The following is a 22,460-nucleotide window of genomic DNA, read 5'->3' as shown; positions in this document are numbered from 1 at the left end:
GAGATGTTTTCTAAAAAGGAAAAAGTAAGCGGAGAAAAGGAAGTAGAGCAAAACGAGAAAAAGGGCGTGGCGAAGCCACCAGTGCTCTTTAGCGATACTCAAAATTTGATAAGTACGATAGAAAAAAGGCTAAACGCCCCTTTGATAACCTACTATAACTCAAACGCTGGTAATGTCTGCGGCAACGATGCAAGCGCAATGTATGAAATTTTAAAGGGTAAAAAGATAGACACTGCCTATCTTTTCATAAAAAGTGATGGCGGAAGCGGTATAGCTGCACTTAGGATTATTAGCACCCTTAGAAACTACTGCAAAAATTTAATAGCACTGATCCCATCAAACTGCGCTTCAGCTGCTACGATGATGGCGCTTGGCGCAAACGAGATCGTGATGGGTCCGCTTGCATATCTAACGCCAGTTGATACATCGCTCAAACACGAGCTAAGCCCTACAAACAAGGGCAACGAGCTAGTTAGTGTCTCTATGGACGAGCTTAGCCGTGTGGTGAAGCTTTGGAAAGAGCAGGACAAAGATAGACCAAACGACACAAACCCCTATAATTCGCTATATGAGTATATCCATCCGCTAGTTTTTGGTGCGGTTGATCGCGCCAGCTCGCTCTCACTTAAAATTTGCTCTGAGCTACTTAGATATCACATAGATGATGATAAAAAGATCGTTGAAATTTCAGAGCGTCTAAACGCAGACTATCCGGCGCACGAGTATCCGATACTCTTTCGTGAGGCGCAGGAGATCGGTCTGCACGTCAAAAAGATGGACGATGATCTAAACGAGATGCTTCAGGAGCTAACGCTACTTTACTCAGAGATGGGGCAGCGAGCCTTTACCGACTACGATGAGAACAGCTATCACGATAACAACATCGCAAACATCATCGAGACAAATGGCAAGCAAATTTACTATCAGATCGATAAAGACTGGTTTTATCGCCCTGAGGAGCGCCGCTGGAACGTGATGAACGACGAGAGCTCATGGCGCAAAAATGAGCTAGTAAATGGCAAGATAAAAAATACAATCTATCACTTGTGGTAATATGTCTGGAGTCCTGTTTTTACTGATATTAGGCGGTGCGATATTTTTATTTATGAATGTCCAAAGTAGCAACCGCAAGAAACAAGCAAATGTAGATGAGGCTAAATTTCTAGTCTCACTGCTTGCAAAAGTCGCTAAAAGTGACGGCAGAGTTAGCGAGCTAGAGGCTAGACTGATCACTCAAGTGCTTGATGATCTAAGTCAGAAAGTTAGTGGTGTTAGCGGCGTGCGCGAGTATCTAAAAGAGGTTTATAATAGCCAAAAAGAAAATGTAGATAACGCCTATGAAACCGCCAGAAACTACAAGCGCGCGTTTAATCTAAACTACGATACCTGCGTGGCTAGGCTCACTTTTTTTCTAAATTTAGCCTATATAGACGGAGAATTTAACAAAAGCGAGCAAGACATCATAAGAAATATCGCTTATGGATTTGGCATCGACAAAGAGACACTTGATGAGATAATCTTTAAATTTGATAGCTTCTATGGCTCGAGATTTGGGGCAGACCATGATGAGATAAGCCAAGAAAATGATGCATTTGAAGTCTTAGGACTTAGCAAAAATGCAAGCCTTGATGAGGTAAAGGCTTGCTACAAAGAGCTTGTGAGGCAGTATCATCCTGACATTTTGATGGGCAGGGGCGAGAGCAAAGAGGTGATAGAGCGCTCGACCAAAAAGCTTCAGGAGATAAATGAGGCTTATGGGCGTTTAAAAGAGAAATTTGGAGTTTAGATGAAGAAATTTGTGATTTTGCTTTTGGCTGTGGCTGGCTTTTGCAGAGAGCTAAACGTGAGCGATCTTGATGGAAATGAGATCAAATTTGAGCTAAAAGATAGCACGCTTTTTGAAAATAGCAAAAAGATCGGCGAATACAATAAGACAAGCGCTGCTAGCATCATCCTAGCTGGCAGTGATGGCGTGGAGGCTGATTTTAAGGCAGTTAGAGCTAAAAATTTAAATGAGTTTAAAGAGTATATATTTTCAGATGAGGGCGGCATAAAGGTAGTTAAATTTAGCGCTAAAAAGCCGATCTGCGAGGTATTTAGTAAGAAAGAGGCTGTAAATTTAAACGTGCTAAGTTCAAGCTATTTTGGTGGCAAGCAAATTTCAAACTATGCCTTTAGTGTGGATATCGCAGGCGGAGAGTTTCAAAATTTAGTCAAAAAGAGCCATTTTGCAGTAAATGCTAGTGGCAAAAGTTTAGAAAAACTAAAAAATTTAACAGAAGAAAATATCAAAAAAGACACAGCCATGGGGCTACTTGTGCTTGAAAAAGCGATGTGTTTGGCGGAGTAAATTTGATAAAACAGGAGAATGAAGTATTGAGCGCTCATAAAATTTCAGCCTATCAAATTTCTTTGATTGAAAAAATCAATGAAGATAAATTTGAATTTAAAGATATTGAACATAAATTTATATTTGAAAGCGTAAAAAAAGAGTGTAGTATTTGCAAAATAGAAGAGAAAAACTTTAAGATATTTAAAATATTTAGTTTGTTTTTTTTAGTTCTCGAAAGTTCATATTTTGAGTACGATGGTGAAAAGACATTTTGTAGTCAAGACGATGAAAAAAATTATTTTATAAAAAATCTATCTAAATATTTCTCTAATAAAAAAGAATTAGATGAAAATAATTTTGAGCTAGATAAAAATTTTATATACTATGTTATTAAGGGTAAAAACAATGGTTTAAATGATGAACAGATATCAATATTGCTTAGAGGGAGTAAGACTTTGAAAATTTTATCAGAAAATAGATATACCTCTAATGATATTGATGTTGTTTTTGCTGAAAGTGGATTTTTAATGTTATCAAATTCTAAGTTTGGTATCGATGATAAAAAAGCTGAGCGATTTATACTTTTGTTTTTAATAGGATTGGCTTACAATATAAACACACAAAAATTTATAGAAAAGACTATAAATACAGTATCAGATCCAGATAAAGCTAAAAAAGTTAAAGAATTGGAAAAAATTAGAGATGATTTTTGTATTTATAGTATAAAAAGTTTTTTCTTAAATCCAGTCAAGCAAGAAAAACATCAATGTTATGAAATTTGGGAGTTTATTGAAAGAAATTATCATGTAAGAAAATTTTACAATGAAGCTAAAAAACAAGTTAGTGAATTAACTCTTTTAATAAGAGGAGATTTAGACAAAAAATTTGAACATAAGATGATAACACTTGGCATTTTTGTGACAGTTATTGTTGCCATATGTTCATTTTTTGCAGGAAAATATCTTTAAAATTTAATAAAGGAGAAAAAATGAGAGCGTTGCTTAGCGTTAGCGATAAAGAGGGCATTGTAGAGTTTGCAAGGGGGCTAGAAGAGCTTGGCTGGCAGATACTTTCAACTGGTGGTACCTACAAACTTTTAAAGGCTGAGGGTGTCAAAGCCACTGAGGTTAGCGAATTTACGGCGTCGCCTGAGATGTTTGAGGGCAGGGTAAAGACGCTTCATCCAAAGATACATGGCGGCATCCTGCACAAACGTGACGACGCTACGCACGTGGCTCAGGCAAAGGAGTATGGCATCGAGGGTATCGACCTAGTTTGCGTAAATTTATATCCATTTAAAGAGACTACCATAAGGACTGATGACTTTGCCGAGATCATCGAAAATATCGACATCGGCGGCCCAGCTATGGTAAGAAGCGCTGCTAAAAACTTTAAAGACGTGCTTATAGTCACAAGCGTGCTTGACTACGATGAAATTTTAAAGCGCCTAAAAGAAAAAAGCGATGATTACGAGTTTAGAAGATCGCTGATGATAAAGGCGTTCGAGCACACAGCGGCATATGATAGCATGATCGCAAACTATATGAATGATAGATTTAATGGCGGTTTTGGCGATGCTAGATTTATCGTGGGAAGCAAGGTTTTTGACACTAGATACGGCGAAAATCCACACCAAAAAGGCGCACTTTATGAGTTTGATTATTTCTTCACAAACAATTTTAGAGCCCTAAAAGGCGAGGCAAGCTTCAATAACATGACCGATATAAATGGCGCTTTAATGCTTGCAACTAGCTTTGATGACGCTCCGGCAGTGGCTATCATCAAGCACGCTAACCCTTGCGGCTTTGCGGTAAAAGATACGTTGCTTGAGAGCTACGTAGCAGCGCTTAAGTGCGACCCGATCTCAGCATACGGCGGCGTGGTGGCGATAAATGGCACGCTTGATGAGGAGCTAGCTAAAAAGATAAATGAAATTTACGTTGAAGTAATCATCGCTGCAAATGTCGATGATGCCGCGCTTAAGGTGTTTGAGAGCAAAAAACGCATCAAAATTTTCACTCAGGATAATAAATTTTTAGTCCGCGCAAATGATAAATTTGACTTTAAGCACATCGATGGTGGCTTTGTATTTCAAGAAAGAGACTTCGTAAAAGACGAAGAATTTGAAAATATGAAGCAAATGAGCAAGAAATTTGCAACTGGCAGCGAGCTAAAAGACGCTCAGATCGCGTGGAAAGTGGCTGCGCTAACGAAGAGCAACTGCGTAGTTTATGTAAAAGATGGCGCTATGGTGGCTATTGGCATGGGTATGACTAGCCGTGTGGATGCTGCACGTGCGGCCGTGGCAAAGGCAAAAGAGCTAAAGATCGATCTAAGTGGCTGCGTGCTTGCAAGTGAGGCGTTCTTCCCATTTAGAGACAGCATCGATATCGCTAGCAAAGTGGGCGTAAAATGCGTCATCGAGCCAGGCGGTAGCATCAGAGATGATGAGGTGATAGAGGCTGCCGATGAGCACGGCATGTCGCTATATTTCACTGGCGTTAGACACTTCTTACACTAAAATTTAGGGGCACTTTGCCCCTTGCTTCACACTTTATAACTTTAAATTTTATATAATCCTTCAAAAAAGGAGCTCACATGAAAAAGATATTAAATTTTCTCTTGGTTTTGGCGGTATTTTTGGGTGTAAATTTAATGGCAAAAGATGAGTTTTTAAAGGAGCGGACGATGGCAGGGCAAAATTTGAAAGAAATTTATTTAGCAGGTGGCTGCTTTTGGGGCATGCAGGGATATTTTAAAAAGATATTTGGCGTGGTGGATACGAAGGTGGGCTACGCAAATGGCAAGAGTGAGAGCACTAGCTACCGTGAGCTACATGAGAGCGACCACGCCGAGACACTTTATGTAAAATTTGACGAAAACAGGGTCGCTTTGGCTGAAATTTTGGCCCATTTTTTTAGAGTGATCGACCCGACCTCGCTAAATAAACAGGGCAATGATGTCGGCAGACAGTATAGAAGTGGGATTTACTATGTTAGCAAGGACGATCTACCAGTTATTGAGAGCTTTATAAAGATCGAGCAAAAGAAATTTAAAGATAAGATCGTGGTTGAGGTGGCGCCACTTAAGAATTTTGTCATTGCCGAGGAGTATCATCAAGACTATCTTGATAAAAACCCTTTTGGATACTGCCATATCGATCTAAATTTGGCGAGCAAGCCGCTTTATGATGAGGCTAAATTTAAGCCGCTTAGTAAAGAGGAGCTAAAGAGAAATTTAAGCAGCGAGCAGTATGCCGTGACGCAGGAGGCGGCGACTGAGAGGCCATTTAGTAGTGAGTATGATAAATTTGACAAAAAGGGCATCTATGTCGATATTACCAGTGGCAAGCCGCTCTTTTCAAGCGCTGATAAATTTGACGCAGGGTGTGGCTGGCCAAGCTTTACAAAGCCTATCACGACAACGGCGCTTGCGTATAACGAGGATAACTCATTTATGATGAAAAGGGTAGAGGTGAGGTCTCAAAACAGCGATGCGCACCTTGGGCATGTCTTTGAAGATGGACCAAGTGACAAGGGCGGACTAAGGTATTGTATAAACGGCGCAAGCCTTAAATTTATACCGCTTGAGGATATGGCTAGGCTTGGATACGAGGAGTTTATCCCCTACGTAAAGTAGCTTTTGTTGAAGCAAATCAATGGTTTGAAAAGTTTAATCAGAGTATAATTCTCCAAAATCAAAAGGAGAAAAAATGAGTGAATTTTTCAAAAATGCAGAGCAGTTTAGCGTCGATGGTGCGACGGTGCCTTTTTATAAATTTAGTGAAAATGGTGTAGATTTTGTAGGTTTTGACTCACGTCCTTGCGTGCCGCCAGAGCCTATGGTAAATGCGCTTTTAGCTATTAAATTTGCTGATAAAAACACAAAGATCGTGATGGTAAATCACAAATTTCCAGCTGGGCTCATCCCTAAGATAGAAAAGAGCTTTGACATTAAGCGCGAGGATCTTGAGGGCGGAGCTGTGAAGATGACTTTTAGCCTAAAAGAGGGTGCGAGTATCGAAAACATAGACACTAGCCTTTGCCACTAAGATGCTTTTAAATACCTATGCGCCGCCATTTAAACTAGTTGGCGGCTACTTTATCGCTGGCATTTTTTTCTTAGCGCTTAGCATTGGGGCCTTTTTTTACGCTGATTTTGAGGCGATTAGCTCGCTAAATACAGCTGGCTTTTTGCATATATTTTTCGTGGGCTTTGTGATAAGCATCATCATCGGAGCGCTCTATCAGCTAACCTCAGTCATCTTAGAAAAGCCGTTTTTTACGGTCAAGGGGGCTATTTTAAATTTAGCCATCTTTTGCCTATCACTGCTTGCTATGAGCTATGCGATGATATTTGGCGAGGCCAAAATTTTACAAATCAGCGCAGTTTTTCTCTTTGGCACACTTCTCTTTTTTGGCTCGACCTATGCGCTAAGCTTTATGGATAATCAAAAAAGAAGTTTCGCTGCCTTTGCACTCTTTGTCTCGGCGATATTTTTATTAGTTGGCATAACGCTTGGATTTTGCCTAGTGATGATACTTGGTGGCACGCTTGTGCTTGATTTTACTATGACGCTAAAATTTCACGTATATTTCGTGCTGGGTTTTGTATTTTTCGTGATACTTGGGGCTGCAAGCGTGCTTTTACCGATGTTTGCTCTGGCGCATGATCTTAAATTTACACTTAGTAAAGCCTCTCTTGCCTTTTATATTTTGGCTGGGGTTTTGCTGGCGGTTGATGAAAATTTAGCGATTTTTGCAGCGGTTGTGGCAGCTTTGCTTTTTATAGCTCAGGCGTTTTATATCTTAAAAAAGCGCGTGAGAAAGGCGTATGACTACTGGAATGTAAATATTGCACTTTCGCTGCTTGCCTTGTTTGTGGCTACTATATTTATGTTTTTTGAAAAGCTAAATTTGGCCGCATTTTTTATGATATATGGCTTTTTGTTTGCCTTTATCGTGGCTCATCTATATAAGATCGCGCCATTTCTTATCTGGTATCACTATGTGGCGCCATTTGTTGGCAAGGCAAAAGTGCCGCTGCTTGATGCGATGATATTAAAAAAGGCGGCCTATTTTGCCATAGTATTTAATGCCATTTCGCTTGTTTGCTACTTTTTGGCAGTTAGCTTTGAGATGAGAAATTTGGTCTATGTAAGCATGATTTTTATGGCTTTAAGCATCATTTTGCTTGCTATAAATATGATAAATGTTTTTAAATTTACTGGTTTTAAAGGATAAAAAATGAAAGAAAAAATTTATGATGCTTTGTCAAATATCGTCGATCCAGAGGTTGGCTTTGATATCGTTTCGCTAGGGCTAATATATGATGTGAGCTGCGATAAAAACGGTAAAGCAAAGGTGACGATGACGCTTTCAACCAAGTCTTGCCCGCTTCATGAGATGATACTTGGCTGGGTTGAAACGGCTGTGCTTGGTGTGGATGGCGTAAAAGAGTGCGAGATCGACCTAGTTTGGGAGCCTGAGTGGAATATCCAAATGGCAAGCGACTTTGTAAAAGCACAACTTGGAGTGAATTAATAAATTTGGCTAGAAATTTAGCTTTGCTGCTAAATTTCTAGCTTTTCTTCTTAAACTTCTACTTTAAATTTTAAAAAAATCATAAAGCGTAGTTAAATTTGCTTGGGCTGCTTAAACTATTTAATAAATTTACAAATAAATTTATGCAAGTAAAAGTTAAAAATACAATGCGAGTTATAGAATATGATTTTAGGAATTTGCTAGGTAATGGTTAAAATTTGAATATATAAAAAGGTAAATTGCAAGATGAACTTGCAATTTAATAGGAGAATTTTTAGTTTGGACTTAGTCCATTTGATGGCGAAGATATGATGGGATATCTAGCTGAGAGATATATTCATCGCTGTTATATCCACCACTTACTCTTCTTTTTAAAACGATATTTTTATTTAGAAGATCGTTTTCAGGCTCTTGGGCTATTTTTTTTTCTTCGCTTTCTTTTTCTGCACCTTTAAAACCTGTTGCGATGATAGTAACTTCGACTTTATTGTCTTCTATGTTTTCATCGGTTGTTGTGCCAAAGATCACATCAGCATCATCGTCAGATGCCTCCTCAATCATTGACATCGCGCTATGAAGATCGTCAAGTGAGCAGTTTGGGTGCATTTTGAAATGAACTAAAACGCCAAGCGCTCCGTTTATGTTCATGTTATCAAGTAGTGGTGATTGGATAGCATTTTTGATAGCTTCTTGAGCTGCACCCTCGCCATAAGCCTCGCCAACGCCCATTAAAGCATGACCTCTGTGACTCATAACTGTTTTTACGTCAGCAAAGTCAAGGTTGATATCGCTAACACCAGAGTCAAGCACGATAGAGCACATACCATTTACCGCCCTTGCAAGCACTTCATCAACCATTTTAAAGCTCTCTTTGATGCCTGATTTTTTATCTATCAAAGTTAAAAGTCTGTCGTTTGGTATGATAACGATAGAGTCGCTCTCTTTTCTAAGCTCGCTTAGACCTATATCAGCTAGCTTGCTGCGCTTTTTGCCCTCAAATGAAAAAGGCATAGTCACAACAGCAACTGTTAGCGCACCTATCTCTTTTGCAGCTTGTGCAACAACTGGAGCAGCGCCTGTACCTGTTCCACCGCCAAGGCCTGAAGCGATAAACACAACGTCAGAAGTCTCAAGAGCGCTTTTTATCTCTTCGTAGCTCTCTTGCGCAGCTTCTTTGCCAACTTCTGGTCTCATGCCAGCGCCAAGACCTTTTGTCTTTTTCTCACCAAGCTGTATCTTTGTGTGTGCAGGAGAATTGTCAAGTGCCTTAGCGTCCGTATTTGCTATCATTAGATCGATGTCTAAATTTGGATTCTCTCTTATGATGTGGTTTATCATATTACCACCGCCACCACCTACACCTACTACCTTTATCTTTGCGCTATATAGGCTCTTGTTCTCTTCGATTGTGAAACTGTTGCTCATTGTAAAAATTCTCCTCAAAATAGTTGTGTCATGCTGTGCCAAAATTTCTTTAAAGCACTTGGTTTTTTTTCTTGCTTGCTTATATCAGCGATATTTGCAAGCTCGTTTTTGTTGTTTGTTTGCTCTAAATTTATATCCATATTTACAAGCTCAATGCCTTCTTCAAAATCATCTTTATCCTGTTTTTTTGTTTCAAATTTCTCTTTTTTCTCTTCTTCAAAAATATTGAAATTTGCTTTTGGCTTTGATCTTAACTCACCTTTATATCTCATCTTTTTTTCTGAGTCTATCTCATAAGGTGTAAATTCACCAGCACCATACATGCAAAGTCCTATGGCACAAGAATTTGCTGGATCTCTTAAAATCTCATATAAACCATCCATCTCTTTTGGTCTGGCTATTCTTACAGGCATATTGTCAAATATCGCAGAAGCTAGGTCTTTTAATCCATCAAGTTTTGTCATGCCACCAGTTAGTACTATGCCAGCGCCAACAAGATCTTTATATCCACTATCTTCAAGCATATTTGCAAGCACCATCACAGTCTCTTCTGCTCTAGCTGAGATGACATTTGATATAACATCAAGTGAAACTTCGTGAGTTTTTTGCTCATCACCAAGTCTAGGAAGCTCGATAAGATCGACTGATTTATTTACTAGCTTGCCATATTCTAGTTTTATCTCTTCAGCTTTTGGTAAAGGAGTATGAAGCGCCATTGAAAGATCTATAGTTATATTTGCAGAGCCAACGTGTAGATATGAGTTATATCTTAGTGAATTTCCAGCGTGCACTACCATATTACATGTCTCGCCGCCCATATCTATAAGTGCAACACCAAGTTCTTTTTCGTCTTTTGTTAGTGTTGCTATGGCTGAAGCGTAACCAGAAAGAACTACATTATCAACCTGCACACCTGCTAAATTTACAGCCTTTCTTAGGTTGCTTAGTTGTGATTTTTGAATACTTATGATATGCGTTTGCACTTCAAGTCTAGTGCCATTCATACCGATAGGATCTTCTATAAATTCTTGTCCATCCACCTTAAAGTTGTAAGGTAAGACATGAAGTTTTTCATATTCTGGGGAAGTCTCGGCATTGTGATCTGCCATCTGCATAGCACGCTCTATCTCTTTTATGCCTATTTCATGATTTGGTATATTTACTACGCCACTACTATTTACGCTTTTAGTATATTTTCCAGATATCGAAACTACTACTCTTTCGTAGTGTGTGCCCGCAACTTTTTGCGCTTCTATGAGTGCATTTTTTATAGATTTTGCAGCTAGTTCAATGTTATTTATAGCACCCTTTTTTATACCTTGTGCTTTTTCTGTGCCTATTCCTATTATCTTTATGCCATCATCATTTTGCTCTGCTATAACAGCGCAAATTTGAAATGATCCGACATCTATGCCTAAAATTCTAGTACTCAAAATTTTTACCTTTTGACATATTCTTTAACTTCATAATATTTTAGAAGTTTGTTTGTTAAATCTTTTATCAACTCGTTGTTTTTAAGCATCGCAACATTTTGCTGTGTTATTTGCTTATAGTTGTTATTTATATTGTTAGTAAGCAATCTTTGTTCCAAAATATCGTACACTACGGCTTTGTCATCTAATATAACATAACCTTTTGTGTTGTTAGTGTCGAAAAGTTGAGATACAAAAGCTCTTGTATCGCTCTCGTTTAAACCCGCAATAGAGCCATTTACCTCTCTGCTAACAAAGCCGACATCTATGCCTTTGAAGTTTTGTAGAGTCTCTTTTGCTTTTGCTGTTAAAATTTCTTTTTCTTTTTTACTTTTATAAATTTCAAGCACATTGGCTCTTGCTTGTTCAAAGCTCATAGGTTGTGGAGGAGTTATGCTTTTTACTCTAGCTATTAAATAGCCATCTTTGTAGATAAATGGTTTTATCACTTCGCCAACTTTTGCACCCTTTATCTCATCAAGTGAAAAAGTAGCGTTGTCTTCATTTACACTTATAAAACCATTAGTTGCAAGCTCAGCTTTTTTAACAGCGACATACTTTTCTAAAGCGTTAGTTTTGCTTTGCTCTATGTTGTAGTCTTTATTAACCTCAGCTTTTACCTCGCTAAAAGGTTTTATCTTGTCATCAGAACCCTTATATTTATCTTGGTTTTCGTTATAGTAAGATTTTAAAACGCTTTCACTTGCGTCGCTTTTTTCTGATTCGACAAAGTATGTATCTATACCATAAAGTGTCTTTGTCATATAGTTATTTTTATTTATCTCCCAAAGATCTTTTAGCTCTTTCTCATCTACTTTGATATCGTTTTGATCAGCATTTACTACTTGCACAACTAATTTATCTTGCATGAAAAAGCTAGCTTCCATCATGGCGATATCTTCTTTGCTAGCAGGTAAATTTAAAATAGTTCTAAGTTTATCTAGTAAGATAGTTAGTTTTAGATTGTCTTCAAAATCAGTTGGGTTTATCCTGGCTCTTCTTAGCACGTCGTAGTATAAATTTTTGTCAAAAACGCCGTCTTTTTGAAATGTTGGATCGACGATTATATATTTTAAAACATCGTCTTTATTAACGCTAAGACCGATATCGTCTGCAAAATTTAGTAATAAATTTTCTTGAATAGCAGCTTGAAGTGCAGCATTTTCTAAACCTAACTCTTCAGCTTTCTCTTGAGTTAGTTTGCCTTCAAATACATTGTTGTAGTACTGATATAACCTATCATATTTTTGTTGCAACTCTTGAACGCTTATATTTCTATGTCCTACTTTGGCTACTGAAGTAGCTCTGTTGCTGTTTAGATCGTATGCGCCCCAGCCGACAAAACCAGCACCGACAAAAGCTATCGTGCTTACCCAAATTGTCACGACTAGATATTTTTTATGTTTTTGCATCCAAGATAACATTAAGTTCTTCCTTTAAAATACTAACAAAGCTTGTGCGATATTTTATAGAAATTTGGCTTAAATAAGCTTAAAATGGGGCTTTATAAAAACGTTTCTTGCTAAATTTTTACTAACATTTTTTATCTTTGTTAGCAAAAATTTAAATGCTAAAATCGCTGTAATCACCAGTAAAATGAAGTAGTTTGCAGCTATTTTCTAACAAAGCTATATCTTTTGCAAGTAGCTGAGGGCTCCTGCTATACGCGTAAACGCCGTATCCTTTGATCACGACGACGTTAGTATTTTTCTCTATCATCGCTCTATAAATTTCTGTCTCAGCACGCTCATACCAGTCGTCAAACTGCTTTGGATCATAGACTAAAATTTCATTAAATCTCATGCATCCAAAATAGTCTTTTGGTGCGATCTTTTCATGTTTCATTGCATAAGCTGTCACGTATGGAGGCATGGCGTAGCAGACAAATTTTGCTTCATTTATGTTTTTGTAGATATTTAAGTGTATATCAGCATCTAAGCTTGCATCATTCCATCGGTAGTCTTTTTTTGATGAAAGAAGCGTTAGATCACTATCTTGCAAGTCGTCAAAAATGGCACTTTGCTTGTTGATGATAAATTGATTTTTTTCTACCCTTGCTGAGATAGAACCATGAAAAACACCAAAAAAATTCTTTCTAAACATCGAAAGAGATATCTTTTTTATCTCATTTGTTGAGTGCAATAAGTCCATTTTTTCTCCTATGTTTGGGTGATTATATTTAAGCTATCTTAAAATTTGTGTAAAATTTTATGTAATGATAGCTTTTTAAGTAAAATTTCGATAAATTTTCACACTAATTTCATAAAAGAGGCAGTGTTGCAAAGTCCGCATATTAGCGTTTTACTTGACGAAGTTTTATCATTTTTTAAAGACCTGCGTGGAAATTTTATAGATTGCACGCTTGGATATGCTGGGCACTCTAGTGCCATTTTGTCTCAAAATGAAAATTTAAATTTGATCGCTTGCGATAAAGACAGCGAGGCTATAAATTTCTCGCTCAAAAAACTTGAGCTATTTGGCAGCAGAGTGAAAATTTATAAGAGCAATTTTTCTGAGCTTATTAGCAAGCTTAGTAGCGATGAAATTTCAAATGTTAGAGGGATTTTGGCTGACATTGGCGTTAGTTCGCTGCAGATAGATAAAGATGATAGAGGCTTTAGCCTTGGCTCAAGCGCGCTTGATATGCGCATGGATAAAGAGCGAGGATTTAGCGCCTATGACGTGGTAAATGGCTACTCGTTTGATGAGTTAGTTAGGATTTTTAGGGATTACGGTGAGCTAAAAAATGCCGCTGGGATCGCAAATAAGATAATAAATGCTAGAAATTTAGGCGAGATAACAAGCGCAAAAGAGCTTGCAAATATAATAGGCACAGCCCAGATAAAAGGGCGCGGTGTTAGCCCTGCGATCCTTGCTTTTCAGGCGATCAGGATAGAGGTAAATGGCGAGCTAGATGAGCTAACAAATTTGCTTGATAGTATAGAAAAAGGCGGTTTTAAAGATTGTTTAGTGGCGATCATAACATTTCACTCGCTTGAAGATAGGATCGTAAAAGAGCGCTTCAAAAAGTGGGCAAACAGCTGTATCTGCCCGCCTGGCATCTACCGATGTGAGTGCGGAAATAACCACGAGCTGGGCGAAATTTTAACCAAAAAGCCACTAACAGCAAGCCAAAGTGAGCTAGCGCAAAATTCACGAAGCAAGAGCGCAAAACTGCGTATTTTTAAGATAAAAGGATAAAGATGCAAGAAAAAGAAGAGCTGCTAACACTTCACGACGAGGAGCAAAAACGTGAGGTAAATTTAAGCTTTAAGACGCTAGTGATGGTCTATCTGGCGGTTTTTATAGCGCTAGCTCTATTTTTGCCAAAAATTTATATAGCAAATCAAATTTATTATATAAGTAGAGATATCGCCGACATCAGCGGCAAACGAGATATGCTCCTTGAAGAAAACAGAGCTCTTAGCATAAAGCTTGAAAATTTGCGTTATAAAAATCAAATTTTAAACAATATGCAAGAGCGTCAATGGAAATAATTAAGAAATTTAAAAGCTTTATCCGCTACTACGACCCTGCAAATTTCCAGCTCATCTACTCGCTAAAAGCTGCCACAACCATCGCTTTTAACTGCTTTTTGTGCTTTTACTTCTTTCATCTAAGCGGCGCCATCATGGCTGTAAATATCACGATGGGTATCTTCTTTCTTGGCGAGCTTGAGTGTAAAGATAGCAGCAAGCTTGCGTTTTTGCTACTTTATATCGCTCTTTCATCTTTATTTATGCCTTTTGTTGCACCCCTTATGAGCCTTGGCGTTTGGCTCTCACTTATCGTATTTGTCTGGATATTTGTGGTAGGCATTAGCCAAATTTATAGCTCAAATTTAAATAAAATTTTACTCGCTGTAAATGCAACAGGGCTAGTTGCTTTTGTGACAAAGGCCGCAGTTGGGTTAAATGTGGCTGATAGTATCGGCGCTTTAGTGCTTGCTGGCGTGCTAAGTATCATCATAAAATTTGAAAATTTTGGCAAATACGGCAAATTTACTAAAAAAAGCATCGGCTTTTTACTAGACAGCGCCATCTTATCGAGCAAGGCGCTTGGCACGAGCCATTTTTACGCAAGTATCGCAGATTTGATGAGCTCGATTGATAAATCAAAAGAAATTTTCGCAAACAAAAGCCTAAAGATAAAAGATGTTAAGCTGGTTAGAAATCAAGCCAAAGCGCTATTTTATTTTTATAAAGTTGAAGAGATCGCTCTTTTGCTTCGAACATTGGGCGCTTCGTTTGAAAGGATCGAGGACAAAGCGCTTTTAAATGAGGTAAAAAATGAGATCGCTTACAACCTTTTCGAGCTTAAAAAAATTTTCAAAAATCAAACTCCAAAGCTAAAATTTGATGCGCTAAATTTAGCTAAAAACTCAAATTTTAAAATTTTTGCAAGCTCGCTTGGCGTGCTTTATGATAAATTTTTGCTTATAAAAGAGGGCGGCGAGGACAAACTCTCGTTTAACAACACAAAAAAGATCACGCTAAAAGAGGCGTTTAAAAAGCTAAATTTAAAAAATGAAGTATTAAAAGAGTCTTTAAGGCTTGCCATTTGCATGTCGCTAGCCGTTTTTATAGCGCAGGCCACGCATATCAATCACGGAATTTGGATAGCCATAGCAGTGATGAGCCTAAACAAAAGCGACGAAGACGCTTTGAAAAATGCAGGCAGAGATAGCCTTCTTGGCGGAGTTATCGGCTTTTTTATCGCGCTTGCTTTTGTGAAATTTATGGGTGAATCATACGCATTTTACGTGGTTGTCTTTATCGGTATGTTTTTGGTTTATTATCTAAAATCTTACAAACAAATCGTCTTTGCAACGGCTTTTATGTTTGAATTTACAGCTATTTTTTCGCTTATAAAAAGAGATTTTTTAGCCCTTATGGTCGATAGACTGCTTGACGTGGCGGCTGGCTTTTTGATAGTTTTTGCTACCTATCTGCTAACTAAGAAAAATGACTATACAGCGATAAAAAATAGCTTAAGCAGTGCCTTGATAGGTTTTAGAAATTTAGTGCAAATTTCTCTAAATGAGTCAAATAAAGATGCTTTTAGCACGGATGAAAAAAGGGTTTTAGGCTCGCTAAATGAGCTAAACTACGCTATAAAAGTTAGTAAAAATTTAGACGATGATAATATGAAAAATGCAAAATTTATAGCTAGCAAGCTTGATGATATAAATAGCGATCTAGTTAAGCTTAGAAATTATCTGAATTTAGATGAGTTAAAAGAGAAAAACGCCTTGCAAAATGATATAAAAATCATCTCAGATAGGTTTTTGATGTTAGATAAAAAGATCAAAAAACTTCCATATTATTTCATAAACGAGATAGAAGCGAAGCTGCTTTGCAAAGACGAAAACGTTAAAAAGCTAATTTTACGAGTTGCTTTAAAACAAAATGAAATTTACTCAGCGCTCTCTTTTTGAGAGATTAGCTTTTCATATATATATTGTTCTAAATCTTTTTTTGAAACGTCATTTTTAAGAGCGGTGTTGTAAATTTCTTCAACCTTGCTTGAGTATTTTTCATATCCAAAATATGGAAAATGCACGCTCCAAGCCTTTTTTATGAGCTCCAAACTTATCTCTCTTCTTGCCCAAACCTTAAACATGTCAAAGCCGATAAAAACAGCTGAAGTGACGATGGTAGTTGCGATTATCGAGATGTGCGCGTCGGCCTTTGCTAAAAAGTGGTGCGTGATGATGAGAAGCGGAAACAAGACTACAAAGCAGATAAGTGCATAAATTTGATAGAGCTTCACGTGGTTAAATCTAAAATTTAACTTTGCGCCATCAACTAGCATACCTTCGTTAAAAAGGGCATTTGCTTCAAGTAAATCTCTAAATAAAACTGGCTGTTTTGAGACGAAAAAAATATTTTTAATGATAGTGTTTCTTAGATTTTCTTTCATTTTTTATAGACTTTTTACCTTAAAAATTTCGTCTCATTATATCTAAGAATCTATAAATTCAAACAAAATTAGATACAATTTGCACAAACTTAAGGAGCTAAAAATGGCAGATAAAGCTTTAGAAACGGTCTTTTTAAATGGCGAGTTTTTGCCAAAAGATGAGGCAAAAGTTAGCGCATTTGATAGAGGATTTATATTTGGCGATGGGATTTATGAAGTGGTGCCTGTGATAAATTCAAAAATGGTTGATAAAGAGGGCTTTTGGGCGAGATTTGAGAGAAGCTTAAATGAGATAGATATAAGCCTGCCTTACGAAAAAGATAAATTTGAAGCGATCTTAAATGAGATGATCGCCAAAAACGCCTTAAAAGAGGGCGGAATTTACATGCAAGTAACAAGAGGTGTGGCGTTTAGAAATTTCTATTTTATGGAAAATTTAACCCCAAGCGTCTTTATCTTTTGCTACGAGAGTGAAATTTTAAACAACCCAGCTGCAAAAACTGGCATAAAAGTGGTAAGCGTCGAGGACATCAGGTGGAAAAGACGCGATATCAAATCAATCTCGCTTCTAGCTCAGTGTTACGCCAAAAACGAGGCTCACAAAAAGGGCGCGGACGAGGGCTTTATGGTCGAAAATGGCTTTGTCACTGAGGGCTGTAGCTCGAGCGCTTTTATCATCAAAGATAAAACCCTCATCACCAAGCCACTTTCAAATGAAATTTTACCAGGGATCCGCCGTATGAGACTTTTAAGGATCGCTAAAGATATCGGCCTAAAGATAGAGGAGTGTAAATTTAGCATGGACGAGGTTTACGCGGCTGATGAAGTCTTTATCTCGGCTGCTACGCTCATACTTTTGCCAGTCATCTATGCTGACGGCAAGGCGATAAACGGCGCAAAAGTGGGCAAAATCTCAAGCAAACTTCGTGAAATTTATGCTAGCGAGCTTTTAAAAGAAGCCGGACTTTGAGAGAAAAGGTCTTAATAAGCGCTTGTCTGGCTGGCATAAACTGCAAATTTAACGGCAAAAATAACCTTTTGGATAGTGGCGTTTTAGATGAAATTTCAAAAAAATATCATCTGCTTTTTGTCTGTCCAGAGGTTTTTGGCGGACTTAGCACGCCAAGAGAGCCAGCTGAGATAAAAGGTGGCTTAGTCGTCACAAAAACCGCTAAAGATGTGAGCGAAAATTTTAAATCTGGGGCTGAAATTTGTCTAAAGATAGCTAAGCTAAATGGCTGCAAAAAGGCGATCCTAAAAGCTAGAAGTCCAAGCTGCGGAAGTGGGCAAATTTATGATGGAAGCTTTAGTAAAAAGCTAATCTTTGGCGACGGCGTAGCGGCAAAACTGCTAAAAGAAAATGGTATTTTAGTTTTTAGCGAAGATGAGATAGGGCGGCTTGATGTTTGAGAGGCTAAAAGATAACGTCATGCTCGAGGTGATCTTTAAATACATCATCTTGCTGCTACTTTTTGCCTGTGTGGTGGGACTTTTTGCAAGCGGTGTGCTCTTTTTAAAGGGAGAGATGAGCGAAAATTCGCTAAATTTGCACATTTTCTTTGGCTTTAGCTTGGTTGTCCTTACCATAATCCACAGCTACGTCAAGAAGAAAAAGCTAAAAAAGCTAAGCCTTGAGTTTAAAAATATCTTAAAGCATAAGCCAGTTCAGATGGACTGCAACACGACAAGGTTTTTAAACGCACTAAATGATGTCAAAGTGGGCGAGCTTTCAAAGAAATTTGGCTCAGATATTGCAGAAATTTTAAGATCAAACGATATAAAGGTCAAGGATCAAAACGAGACGATGAAGCAAATTTGCAAAAACAACGATGAAAAGATGTTTTATATCTTTGTTTTGATCGTCGAAGCTATATTTAAGGATAAGGAAGAAATTTGAAAAAAGGTATATTTTTAGCACTTAGTGTTGCTTTGTTTTTGGGTTGTTCGCAGACAACAAAACCAGAGCCAAACAAGCAGCAAAATGCCCTGCCAGACGAAAATGTCTATAAGCCAAATGAGCGCATCAGCCTGCTTGAATTTGAAGTAAAACAAGACGCCTCGTCGCTACCTCAAAATATGCAAAGTGCGAGCTTTGCTCAAGATGAAATTTTAAAAAGAAGATTTAAAGTTTTTACTTTAAGAGGCGTGAAATTTAACCCAAACGACGCTTTTTGGGCGTTTAATGTATATAAACCAAGCGAGAAGAGAAAGTATTTTGGCTCAAATTTTAGGCAGATACCTCAAAGCTGGTTTGACGCACAAAAGGACAATGCAAATTTCGCTGGCTTTTTGCAAATTTCAGCTTACGCTCTAACTTCAGCAAACACAGCTGTAAGAAATTTTCCAACCGACGAGCCGATATTTTTAAACCCGCAAACTCCAGGCGAGGGCTATCCGTTTGACTATCTGCAAGAATCCACCCTAAGCATCGCTCATCCGCTTTTTGTATCGCACCTCTCAAAAGATAGGGCGTGGGCGTTTGTGAGTGATGATGCGGTTTGGGGCTGGGTGAAGGTTGAAGATATCAAATTTATAAGCGATGAAGAGGCGCTTGCCTATCAAAAGTCAAGCTTTGTCACGATAAAAACCGACAAGATGCCAGTTTATGACAAGGGCGGAAACTTTTTATTTTACTCGCGTGTCGGCGCAATACTGCCAGTTTTGGCACAAGATGACAAAAACTACTACGGCAAAATTTATGTAAGAAATATGCTTAGGGAGTTTGTTCTCCCAAAGTCTTTTAGCGCCCTTTTTCCACTTAAATTTAACGACTCAAATTTAAAAACACTTCTTAGCTCGCTTCTTACTCAGCCTTATGGCTGGGGCGGGGTGGATAAGCTAAGAGACTGCTCGCTTTTTACAAAAGACCTGCTAGCAAGCTTTGGCGTGTGGTTACCTAGGAACTCAAGGGCGCAGGCAAATATGGGAGAAAAGATCAATCTAAAAGGCCTTAGTAACGCCGCAAAGAGCAAAGAGATAAAAGAAAAAGGCGTGCCATATCTCACGCTCGTGCATCTACCAGGTCACATCATGCTCTATGCTGGATACAAGGGCGATGATATCTACGTCGTGCATGATGCTTGGGGGCTAAAGACTGCAAATAATGGCCGCGCGCTAATCGGAGCGACTGCGATAACTACGCTAAACATAGGGCAAAACAGAAGCGACATACAAAGTGCAAATTTGCTTATCTCAAAGGTTGATTCTATAAATGTGATGAGGCCTGAGCAAGGGATGCTGGATAAGGCTAGAAAGATCTCGGCTTTGCAGCGAGCTTACGGCGTGAAGATCGAAGAAAATTTGGTTAAATTTAGTGATGGCACGAGTTTGGTCTATGATGATTTTAAACAAAAAGATGAAGAGTGCAGCACTGGCGCTGACATAGAGGATATGAACGCGCTTGATTACGCTGCGTTTTCGCCACTTAGCGCGGCACTAAGCGATGCTGGTAGATGCAGAAACTACGAGCTTTTAGGCAAAATTTATGGCTCAAGTGAGAGCGCGGTAAAGGCAAATTTGGTTGATGTTATCTGGTTAAAGGATTTTTTAAATTTGCCTTTGAAATTTAACTCTAAAAATGGTGCTGTAGCTGCCTTGCAGGATGTGAGCAACGAGCTAAATGAAATGGCAAAGAGCGATCCAAATTTACTTGAGTACCTAAAAGATCCAGGCGGGACATTTAAGTGGCGCATCATCGCTGGCACAAACCGCCTAAGCGCGCACAGCTACGGCATCGCGATCGATATAAATGTAAAAAAGAGCCACTACTGGCAGTGGAGTAAGGGCTATGAGAATTTGATCCCTGAAAAAATCGTGCGAGTATTTGAAAAGCATAAATTTATCTGGGGCGGACGCTGGAAGCACTTTGATACGATGCATTTTGAGTATCGCCCAGAGATGTTTGAGTAGATGAAAGATCAAATTTTAGAAATTTTATCTCGATCAAACGTCTTTTTAACAGGCGGCGGCGGTGTTGGCAAGAGCTATCTGACCGCCTCCATCATCAGACACTACAAAGAAAATTTTAAAAATGTCGTCATCCTTGGCTCAACTGGCATAAGCGCTGTTAGCCTTGGAGGCGTGAGCTTGCATAGCTTTTTTAAATTTGGCTACTGCAAGGACTACGAGGAGCTAAGACGGCTTGACTACCGCCAAAAAGATAAGCTAAGCAAACTCCGAAATATGCTAGATGCCTGCGATCTGCTTGTAATTGATGAAATTTCGATGGTTAGCTCAAACGTGATGGAGATGATAAGATACCGCTTGCTCACCTCTAAATTTAAGGGCAGGGTGCTCATAGTGGGTGACTTTTATCAGCTGCCACCCGTGCAAAAAGAGCAAAATGAGAGTAAACTTTTTAACTTTTTATACGCCTTTAACTCCAGTGCGTGGGAGGATATGAAATTTACAAATGTCGAGCTTTTGCTCTCAAAACGCACAAATGATCTTAAATTTTATGAAATTCTCTCTCGTCTTAGAGTTGGCGAGCTAGATGATGAGATGATGGCCTACATCGAGAGCTTGCGAGTGGATGCTATCGAACCAGATAGCGAAACTAGCGTGCTTTTTGGCAGAAACGCTGAGGCTGAGATGCTAAATCAAAAAAGACTTCTTGCACTTAGTGCGCCACTTGAAATTTCAAACTCAGACGTGCTTGTGGTGGATGAAAATTTAGATAAAAAAGAGTTTGAAAAGTGGGCAAATACGCTAAATATCTCACGAAATTTGGAGATGAAGATAGGTGCAAAAATCATCTTTACTTCAAATAAATGGGGCGAGTACTACAACGGCGAGCAGGGCAAGATCATGCAAATTTTAAAAGAAAATGGCGCCATATCAAGTGTGATCGTGCAAAAAGATAGCGGCGAGATCTGCGAGATAGAAAAGTGCGCTTATAACTTTTGCGCGCTAAATTTAAACGAAGACGAGATCGAGGAGAACGTGCAGGCATCGCTTTATCAGTTTCCATTTAAACTTGCCTATGCGCTAACTATCCACAAGTCTCAAGGCATGAGCATAAATTCGCTCATTTGCAACATCAACCACATCTTTGCCAAAGGACAGCTCTACGTCGCACTTTCTCGCGCGGTAAATCCTAAAAATTTAAAACTTTTTTATGATAAGAAAAGTGATTTTAGGCAGCATTTAAGAAAAGTGGTTAAAATTGACGACGAAGTTAAGAAATTTTACCAAGAAAACGTATTTTTGCATATTAAGGAGAGTTTATGAAAAAGTTATTTCTAAGCCTTGTTTTTGGCGTTTTTGCATTTGCAGACGTGCTAAAAGTGAGTGACTTTCAGACAGATATCTACTCAAAAGCTGGACAAAATTTAACAAAAAAGATAAGCATGAACCTTGAAGTTGTCGGACGTGACGTGGAGGAGAACGAAGCATACGTGCTTGATGCGCTAAACGTCGTTGTTGGCAGCTTTTACGTGGAGGATATCCTAACCTCAATGGGAAAAGAGAAATTTAAAGAGCTCTTTATGAAATACGCAGCCAAAAAGCACTCGCTTGACATCGATGACGTGCTTATTTTAAATATTAAAGTGATAAATAATCTAGAGCTAAGCGAGATCATAAAGGCGATAAAAAGTCAAAATTTATGCTCTGATCCAAGCGTAAATGAAGATGTGATGACAAAGCCAGAAAAGAAGAAAAAAGGCAACGAGATCATCGTCGCACCTGATCCAAATGACGTGGTGCAAAAGCCGATCGATCTAAATAATGTGCAAGAATTTGGAAAAGACTTCGGAGAGAAGTGAG

Annotated in this window: 23 protein-coding genes; 18 read left to right on the top strand and 5 right to left on the bottom strand. The window is 38.5% G+C overall.

Going from position 1 to position 22,460, the window contains the following annotated elements; translation table 11 throughout:
- Nucleotides 1-3: 3 nt before the first annotated feature.
- The 9 genes from G6W41_RS05305 (at nucleotide 4) to G6W41_RS05265 (ending at nucleotide 7,875) form a co-directional block, all read left to right on the top strand.
- Nucleotides 4-1,053 (top strand): SDH family Clp fold serine proteinase, encoded by a 1,050-nt coding sequence (locus G6W41_RS05305; RefSeq protein ID WP_002940400.1) that lies wholly within the window; start codon nucleotides 4-6, stop codon nucleotides 1,051-1,053.
- 1 nt (nucleotide 1,054) lies between these two features.
- A complete protein-coding gene (locus G6W41_RS05300; RefSeq protein ID WP_194170855.1) occupies nucleotides 1,055-1,786 on the top strand; it encodes a TerB family tellurite resistance protein in 732 nt (243 codons plus the stop codon).
- Nucleotides 1,787-2,350, top strand: a complete 564-nt coding sequence (locus G6W41_RS05295) for a hypothetical protein (protein WP_194170854.1) — start codon at nucleotides 1,787-1,789, stop codon at nucleotides 2,348-2,350. It abuts the gene before it with no gap.
- Nucleotides 2,351-2,352: 2 nt separating this feature from the next.
- On the top strand, nucleotides 2,353-3,300 hold the full coding sequence (locus G6W41_RS05290) for a hypothetical protein (protein WP_194170853.1): 948 nt from the start codon (nucleotides 2,353-2,355) through the stop codon (nucleotides 3,298-3,300).
- Nucleotides 3,301-3,320: 20 nt separating this feature from the next.
- Nucleotides 3,321-4,853 carry a bifunctional phosphoribosylaminoimidazolecarboxamide formyltransferase/IMP cyclohydrolase gene (gene purH, locus G6W41_RS05285; RefSeq protein WP_194170852.1) on the top strand — a complete coding sequence of 511 codons (1,533 nt, stop codon included), beginning with the start codon at nucleotides 3,321-3,323 and terminating at the stop codon, nucleotides 4,851-4,853.
- Nucleotides 4,854-4,930: 77 nt separating this feature from the next.
- On the top strand, nucleotides 4,931-5,971 hold the full coding sequence (gene msrB / locus G6W41_RS05280; RefSeq protein WP_194170851.1) for a peptide-methionine (R)-S-oxide reductase MsrB: 1,041 nt from the start codon (nucleotides 4,931-4,933) through the stop codon (nucleotides 5,969-5,971).
- Nucleotides 5,972-6,044: 73 nt separating this feature from the next.
- Nucleotides 6,045-6,383, top strand: coding sequence for a hypothetical protein (locus G6W41_RS05275; RefSeq protein WP_194170850.1), 339 nt, complete (start codon nucleotides 6,045-6,047; stop codon nucleotides 6,381-6,383).
- Nucleotide 6,384: 1 nt separating this feature from the next.
- Nucleotides 6,385-7,575, top strand: a complete 1,191-nt coding sequence (locus G6W41_RS05270; protein ID WP_194170849.1) for a peptidase M50 — start codon at nucleotides 6,385-6,387, stop codon at nucleotides 7,573-7,575.
- A gap of 3 nt (nucleotides 7,576-7,578) precedes the next feature.
- On the top strand, nucleotides 7,579-7,875 hold the full coding sequence (locus G6W41_RS05265; protein ID WP_194170848.1) for a metal-sulfur cluster assembly factor: 297 nt from the start codon (nucleotides 7,579-7,581) through the stop codon (nucleotides 7,873-7,875).
- 285 nt (nucleotides 7,876-8,160) lie between these two features.
- On the opposite strand, the gene ftsZ is transcribed toward G6W41_RS05265, so the two are convergent.
- The 4 genes from ftsZ to G6W41_RS05245 all read right to left on the bottom strand — a co-directional run bounded on the left by ftsZ (nucleotide 8,161) and on the right by G6W41_RS05245 (nucleotide 12,923).
- Nucleotides 8,161-9,300: a cell division protein FtsZ gene (gene ftsZ / locus G6W41_RS05260; RefSeq protein ID WP_012001610.1), complete on the bottom strand. Its 1,140-nt coding sequence runs from the start codon at nucleotides 9,298-9,300 to the stop codon at nucleotides 8,161-8,163.
- Between the two features lie 14 nt (nucleotides 9,301-9,314).
- Nucleotides 9,315-10,733 carry a cell division protein FtsA gene (gene ftsA, locus G6W41_RS05255; protein WP_103598133.1) on the bottom strand — a complete coding sequence of 473 codons (1,419 nt, stop codon included), beginning with the start codon at nucleotides 10,731-10,733 and terminating at the stop codon, nucleotides 9,315-9,317.
- Nucleotides 10,734-10,738: 5 nt separating this feature from the next.
- Nucleotides 10,739-12,196, bottom strand: a complete 1,458-nt coding sequence (locus G6W41_RS05250; protein WP_194170847.1) for a peptidylprolyl isomerase — start codon at nucleotides 12,194-12,196, stop codon at nucleotides 10,739-10,741.
- A 139-nt stretch (nucleotides 12,197-12,335) separates the two neighbouring features.
- On the bottom strand, nucleotides 12,336-12,923 hold the full coding sequence (locus tag G6W41_RS05245; RefSeq protein WP_002940326.1) for a class II aldolase and adducin N-terminal domain-containing protein: 588 nt from the start codon (nucleotides 12,921-12,923) through the stop codon (nucleotides 12,336-12,338).
- A 126-nt stretch (nucleotides 12,924-13,049) separates the two neighbouring features.
- Between G6W41_RS05245 and rsmH the strand changes: the two genes are divergently transcribed.
- The 3 genes from rsmH to G6W41_RS05230 are packed head-to-tail and all read left to right on the top strand — an operon-like array spanning nucleotide 13,050 to nucleotide 16,209.
- Nucleotides 13,050-13,973: a 16S rRNA (cytosine(1402)-N(4))-methyltransferase RsmH gene (rsmH, locus tag G6W41_RS05240; RefSeq protein ID WP_194170846.1), complete on the top strand. Its 924-nt coding sequence runs from the start codon at nucleotides 13,050-13,052 to the stop codon at nucleotides 13,971-13,973.
- A gap of 2 nt (nucleotides 13,974-13,975) precedes the next feature.
- Nucleotides 13,976-14,269, top strand: a complete 294-nt coding sequence (locus G6W41_RS05235; protein ID WP_002940285.1) for a hypothetical protein — start codon at nucleotides 13,976-13,978, stop codon at nucleotides 14,267-14,269.
- A complete protein-coding gene (locus G6W41_RS05230; RefSeq protein WP_194170845.1) occupies nucleotides 14,260-16,209 on the top strand; it encodes an FUSC family protein in 1,950 nt (649 codons plus the stop codon). Before G6W41_RS05235 ends, G6W41_RS05230 begins: the two co-directional genes overlap by 10 nt.
- Here G6W41_RS05230 and G6W41_RS05225 read toward each other — a convergent pair.
- The gene (locus G6W41_RS05225) at nucleotides 16,188-16,694 is read right to left on the bottom strand and encodes a hypothetical protein (RefSeq protein WP_087581839.1); all 507 of its coding nucleotides are present in this window, start codon (nucleotides 16,692-16,694) and stop codon (nucleotides 16,188-16,190) included. The genes G6W41_RS05230 and G6W41_RS05225 overlap by 22 nt on opposite strands.
- 103 nt (nucleotides 16,695-16,797) lie before the next feature.
- Here G6W41_RS05225 and G6W41_RS05220 point away from each other — a divergent pair, with 103 nt between their 5' ends.
- From G6W41_RS05220 to G6W41_RS05195, 6 genes are read left to right on the top strand one after another with little or no spacing between them, the layout of a single operon-like run.
- Nucleotides 16,798-17,664 (top strand): D-amino acid aminotransferase, encoded by an 867-nt coding sequence (locus G6W41_RS05220; protein ID WP_194170844.1) that lies wholly within the window; start codon nucleotides 16,798-16,800, stop codon nucleotides 17,662-17,664.
- Nucleotides 17,661-18,104 (top strand): DUF523 domain-containing protein, encoded by a 444-nt coding sequence (locus G6W41_RS05215; RefSeq protein ID WP_194170843.1) that lies wholly within the window; start codon nucleotides 17,661-17,663, stop codon nucleotides 18,102-18,104. The genes G6W41_RS05220 and G6W41_RS05215 overlap by 4 nt, the downstream gene beginning before the upstream one ends.
- Nucleotides 18,097-18,591: a chemotaxis protein gene (locus tag G6W41_RS05210; protein WP_103603381.1), complete on the top strand. Its 495-nt coding sequence runs from the start codon at nucleotides 18,097-18,099 to the stop codon at nucleotides 18,589-18,591. The genes G6W41_RS05215 and G6W41_RS05210 overlap by 8 nt, the downstream gene beginning before the upstream one ends.
- Nucleotides 18,588-20,603, top strand: coding sequence for an SH3 domain-containing protein (locus G6W41_RS05205; protein WP_194170842.1), 2,016 nt, complete (start codon nucleotides 18,588-18,590; stop codon nucleotides 20,601-20,603). Before G6W41_RS05210 ends, G6W41_RS05205 begins: the two co-directional genes overlap by 4 nt.
- Nucleotides 20,604-21,923, top strand: a complete 1,320-nt coding sequence (locus G6W41_RS05200; RefSeq protein WP_194170841.1) for an ATP-dependent DNA helicase — start codon at nucleotides 20,604-20,606, stop codon at nucleotides 21,921-21,923.
- Nucleotides 21,920-22,459, top strand: a complete 540-nt coding sequence (locus G6W41_RS05195) for a hypothetical protein (protein WP_009293697.1) — start codon at nucleotides 21,920-21,922, stop codon at nucleotides 22,457-22,459. The genes G6W41_RS05200 and G6W41_RS05195 overlap by 4 nt, the downstream gene beginning before the upstream one ends.
- Nucleotide 22,460 lies beyond the last annotated feature (1 nt).

This window comes from Campylobacter concisus, from assembly GCF_015230035.1.
GTDB lineage: Bacteria > Campylobacterota > Campylobacteria > Campylobacterales > Campylobacteraceae > Campylobacter_A > Campylobacter_A concisus_BK.
This window is presented reverse-complemented; position numbering and strand designations above follow the sequence as displayed.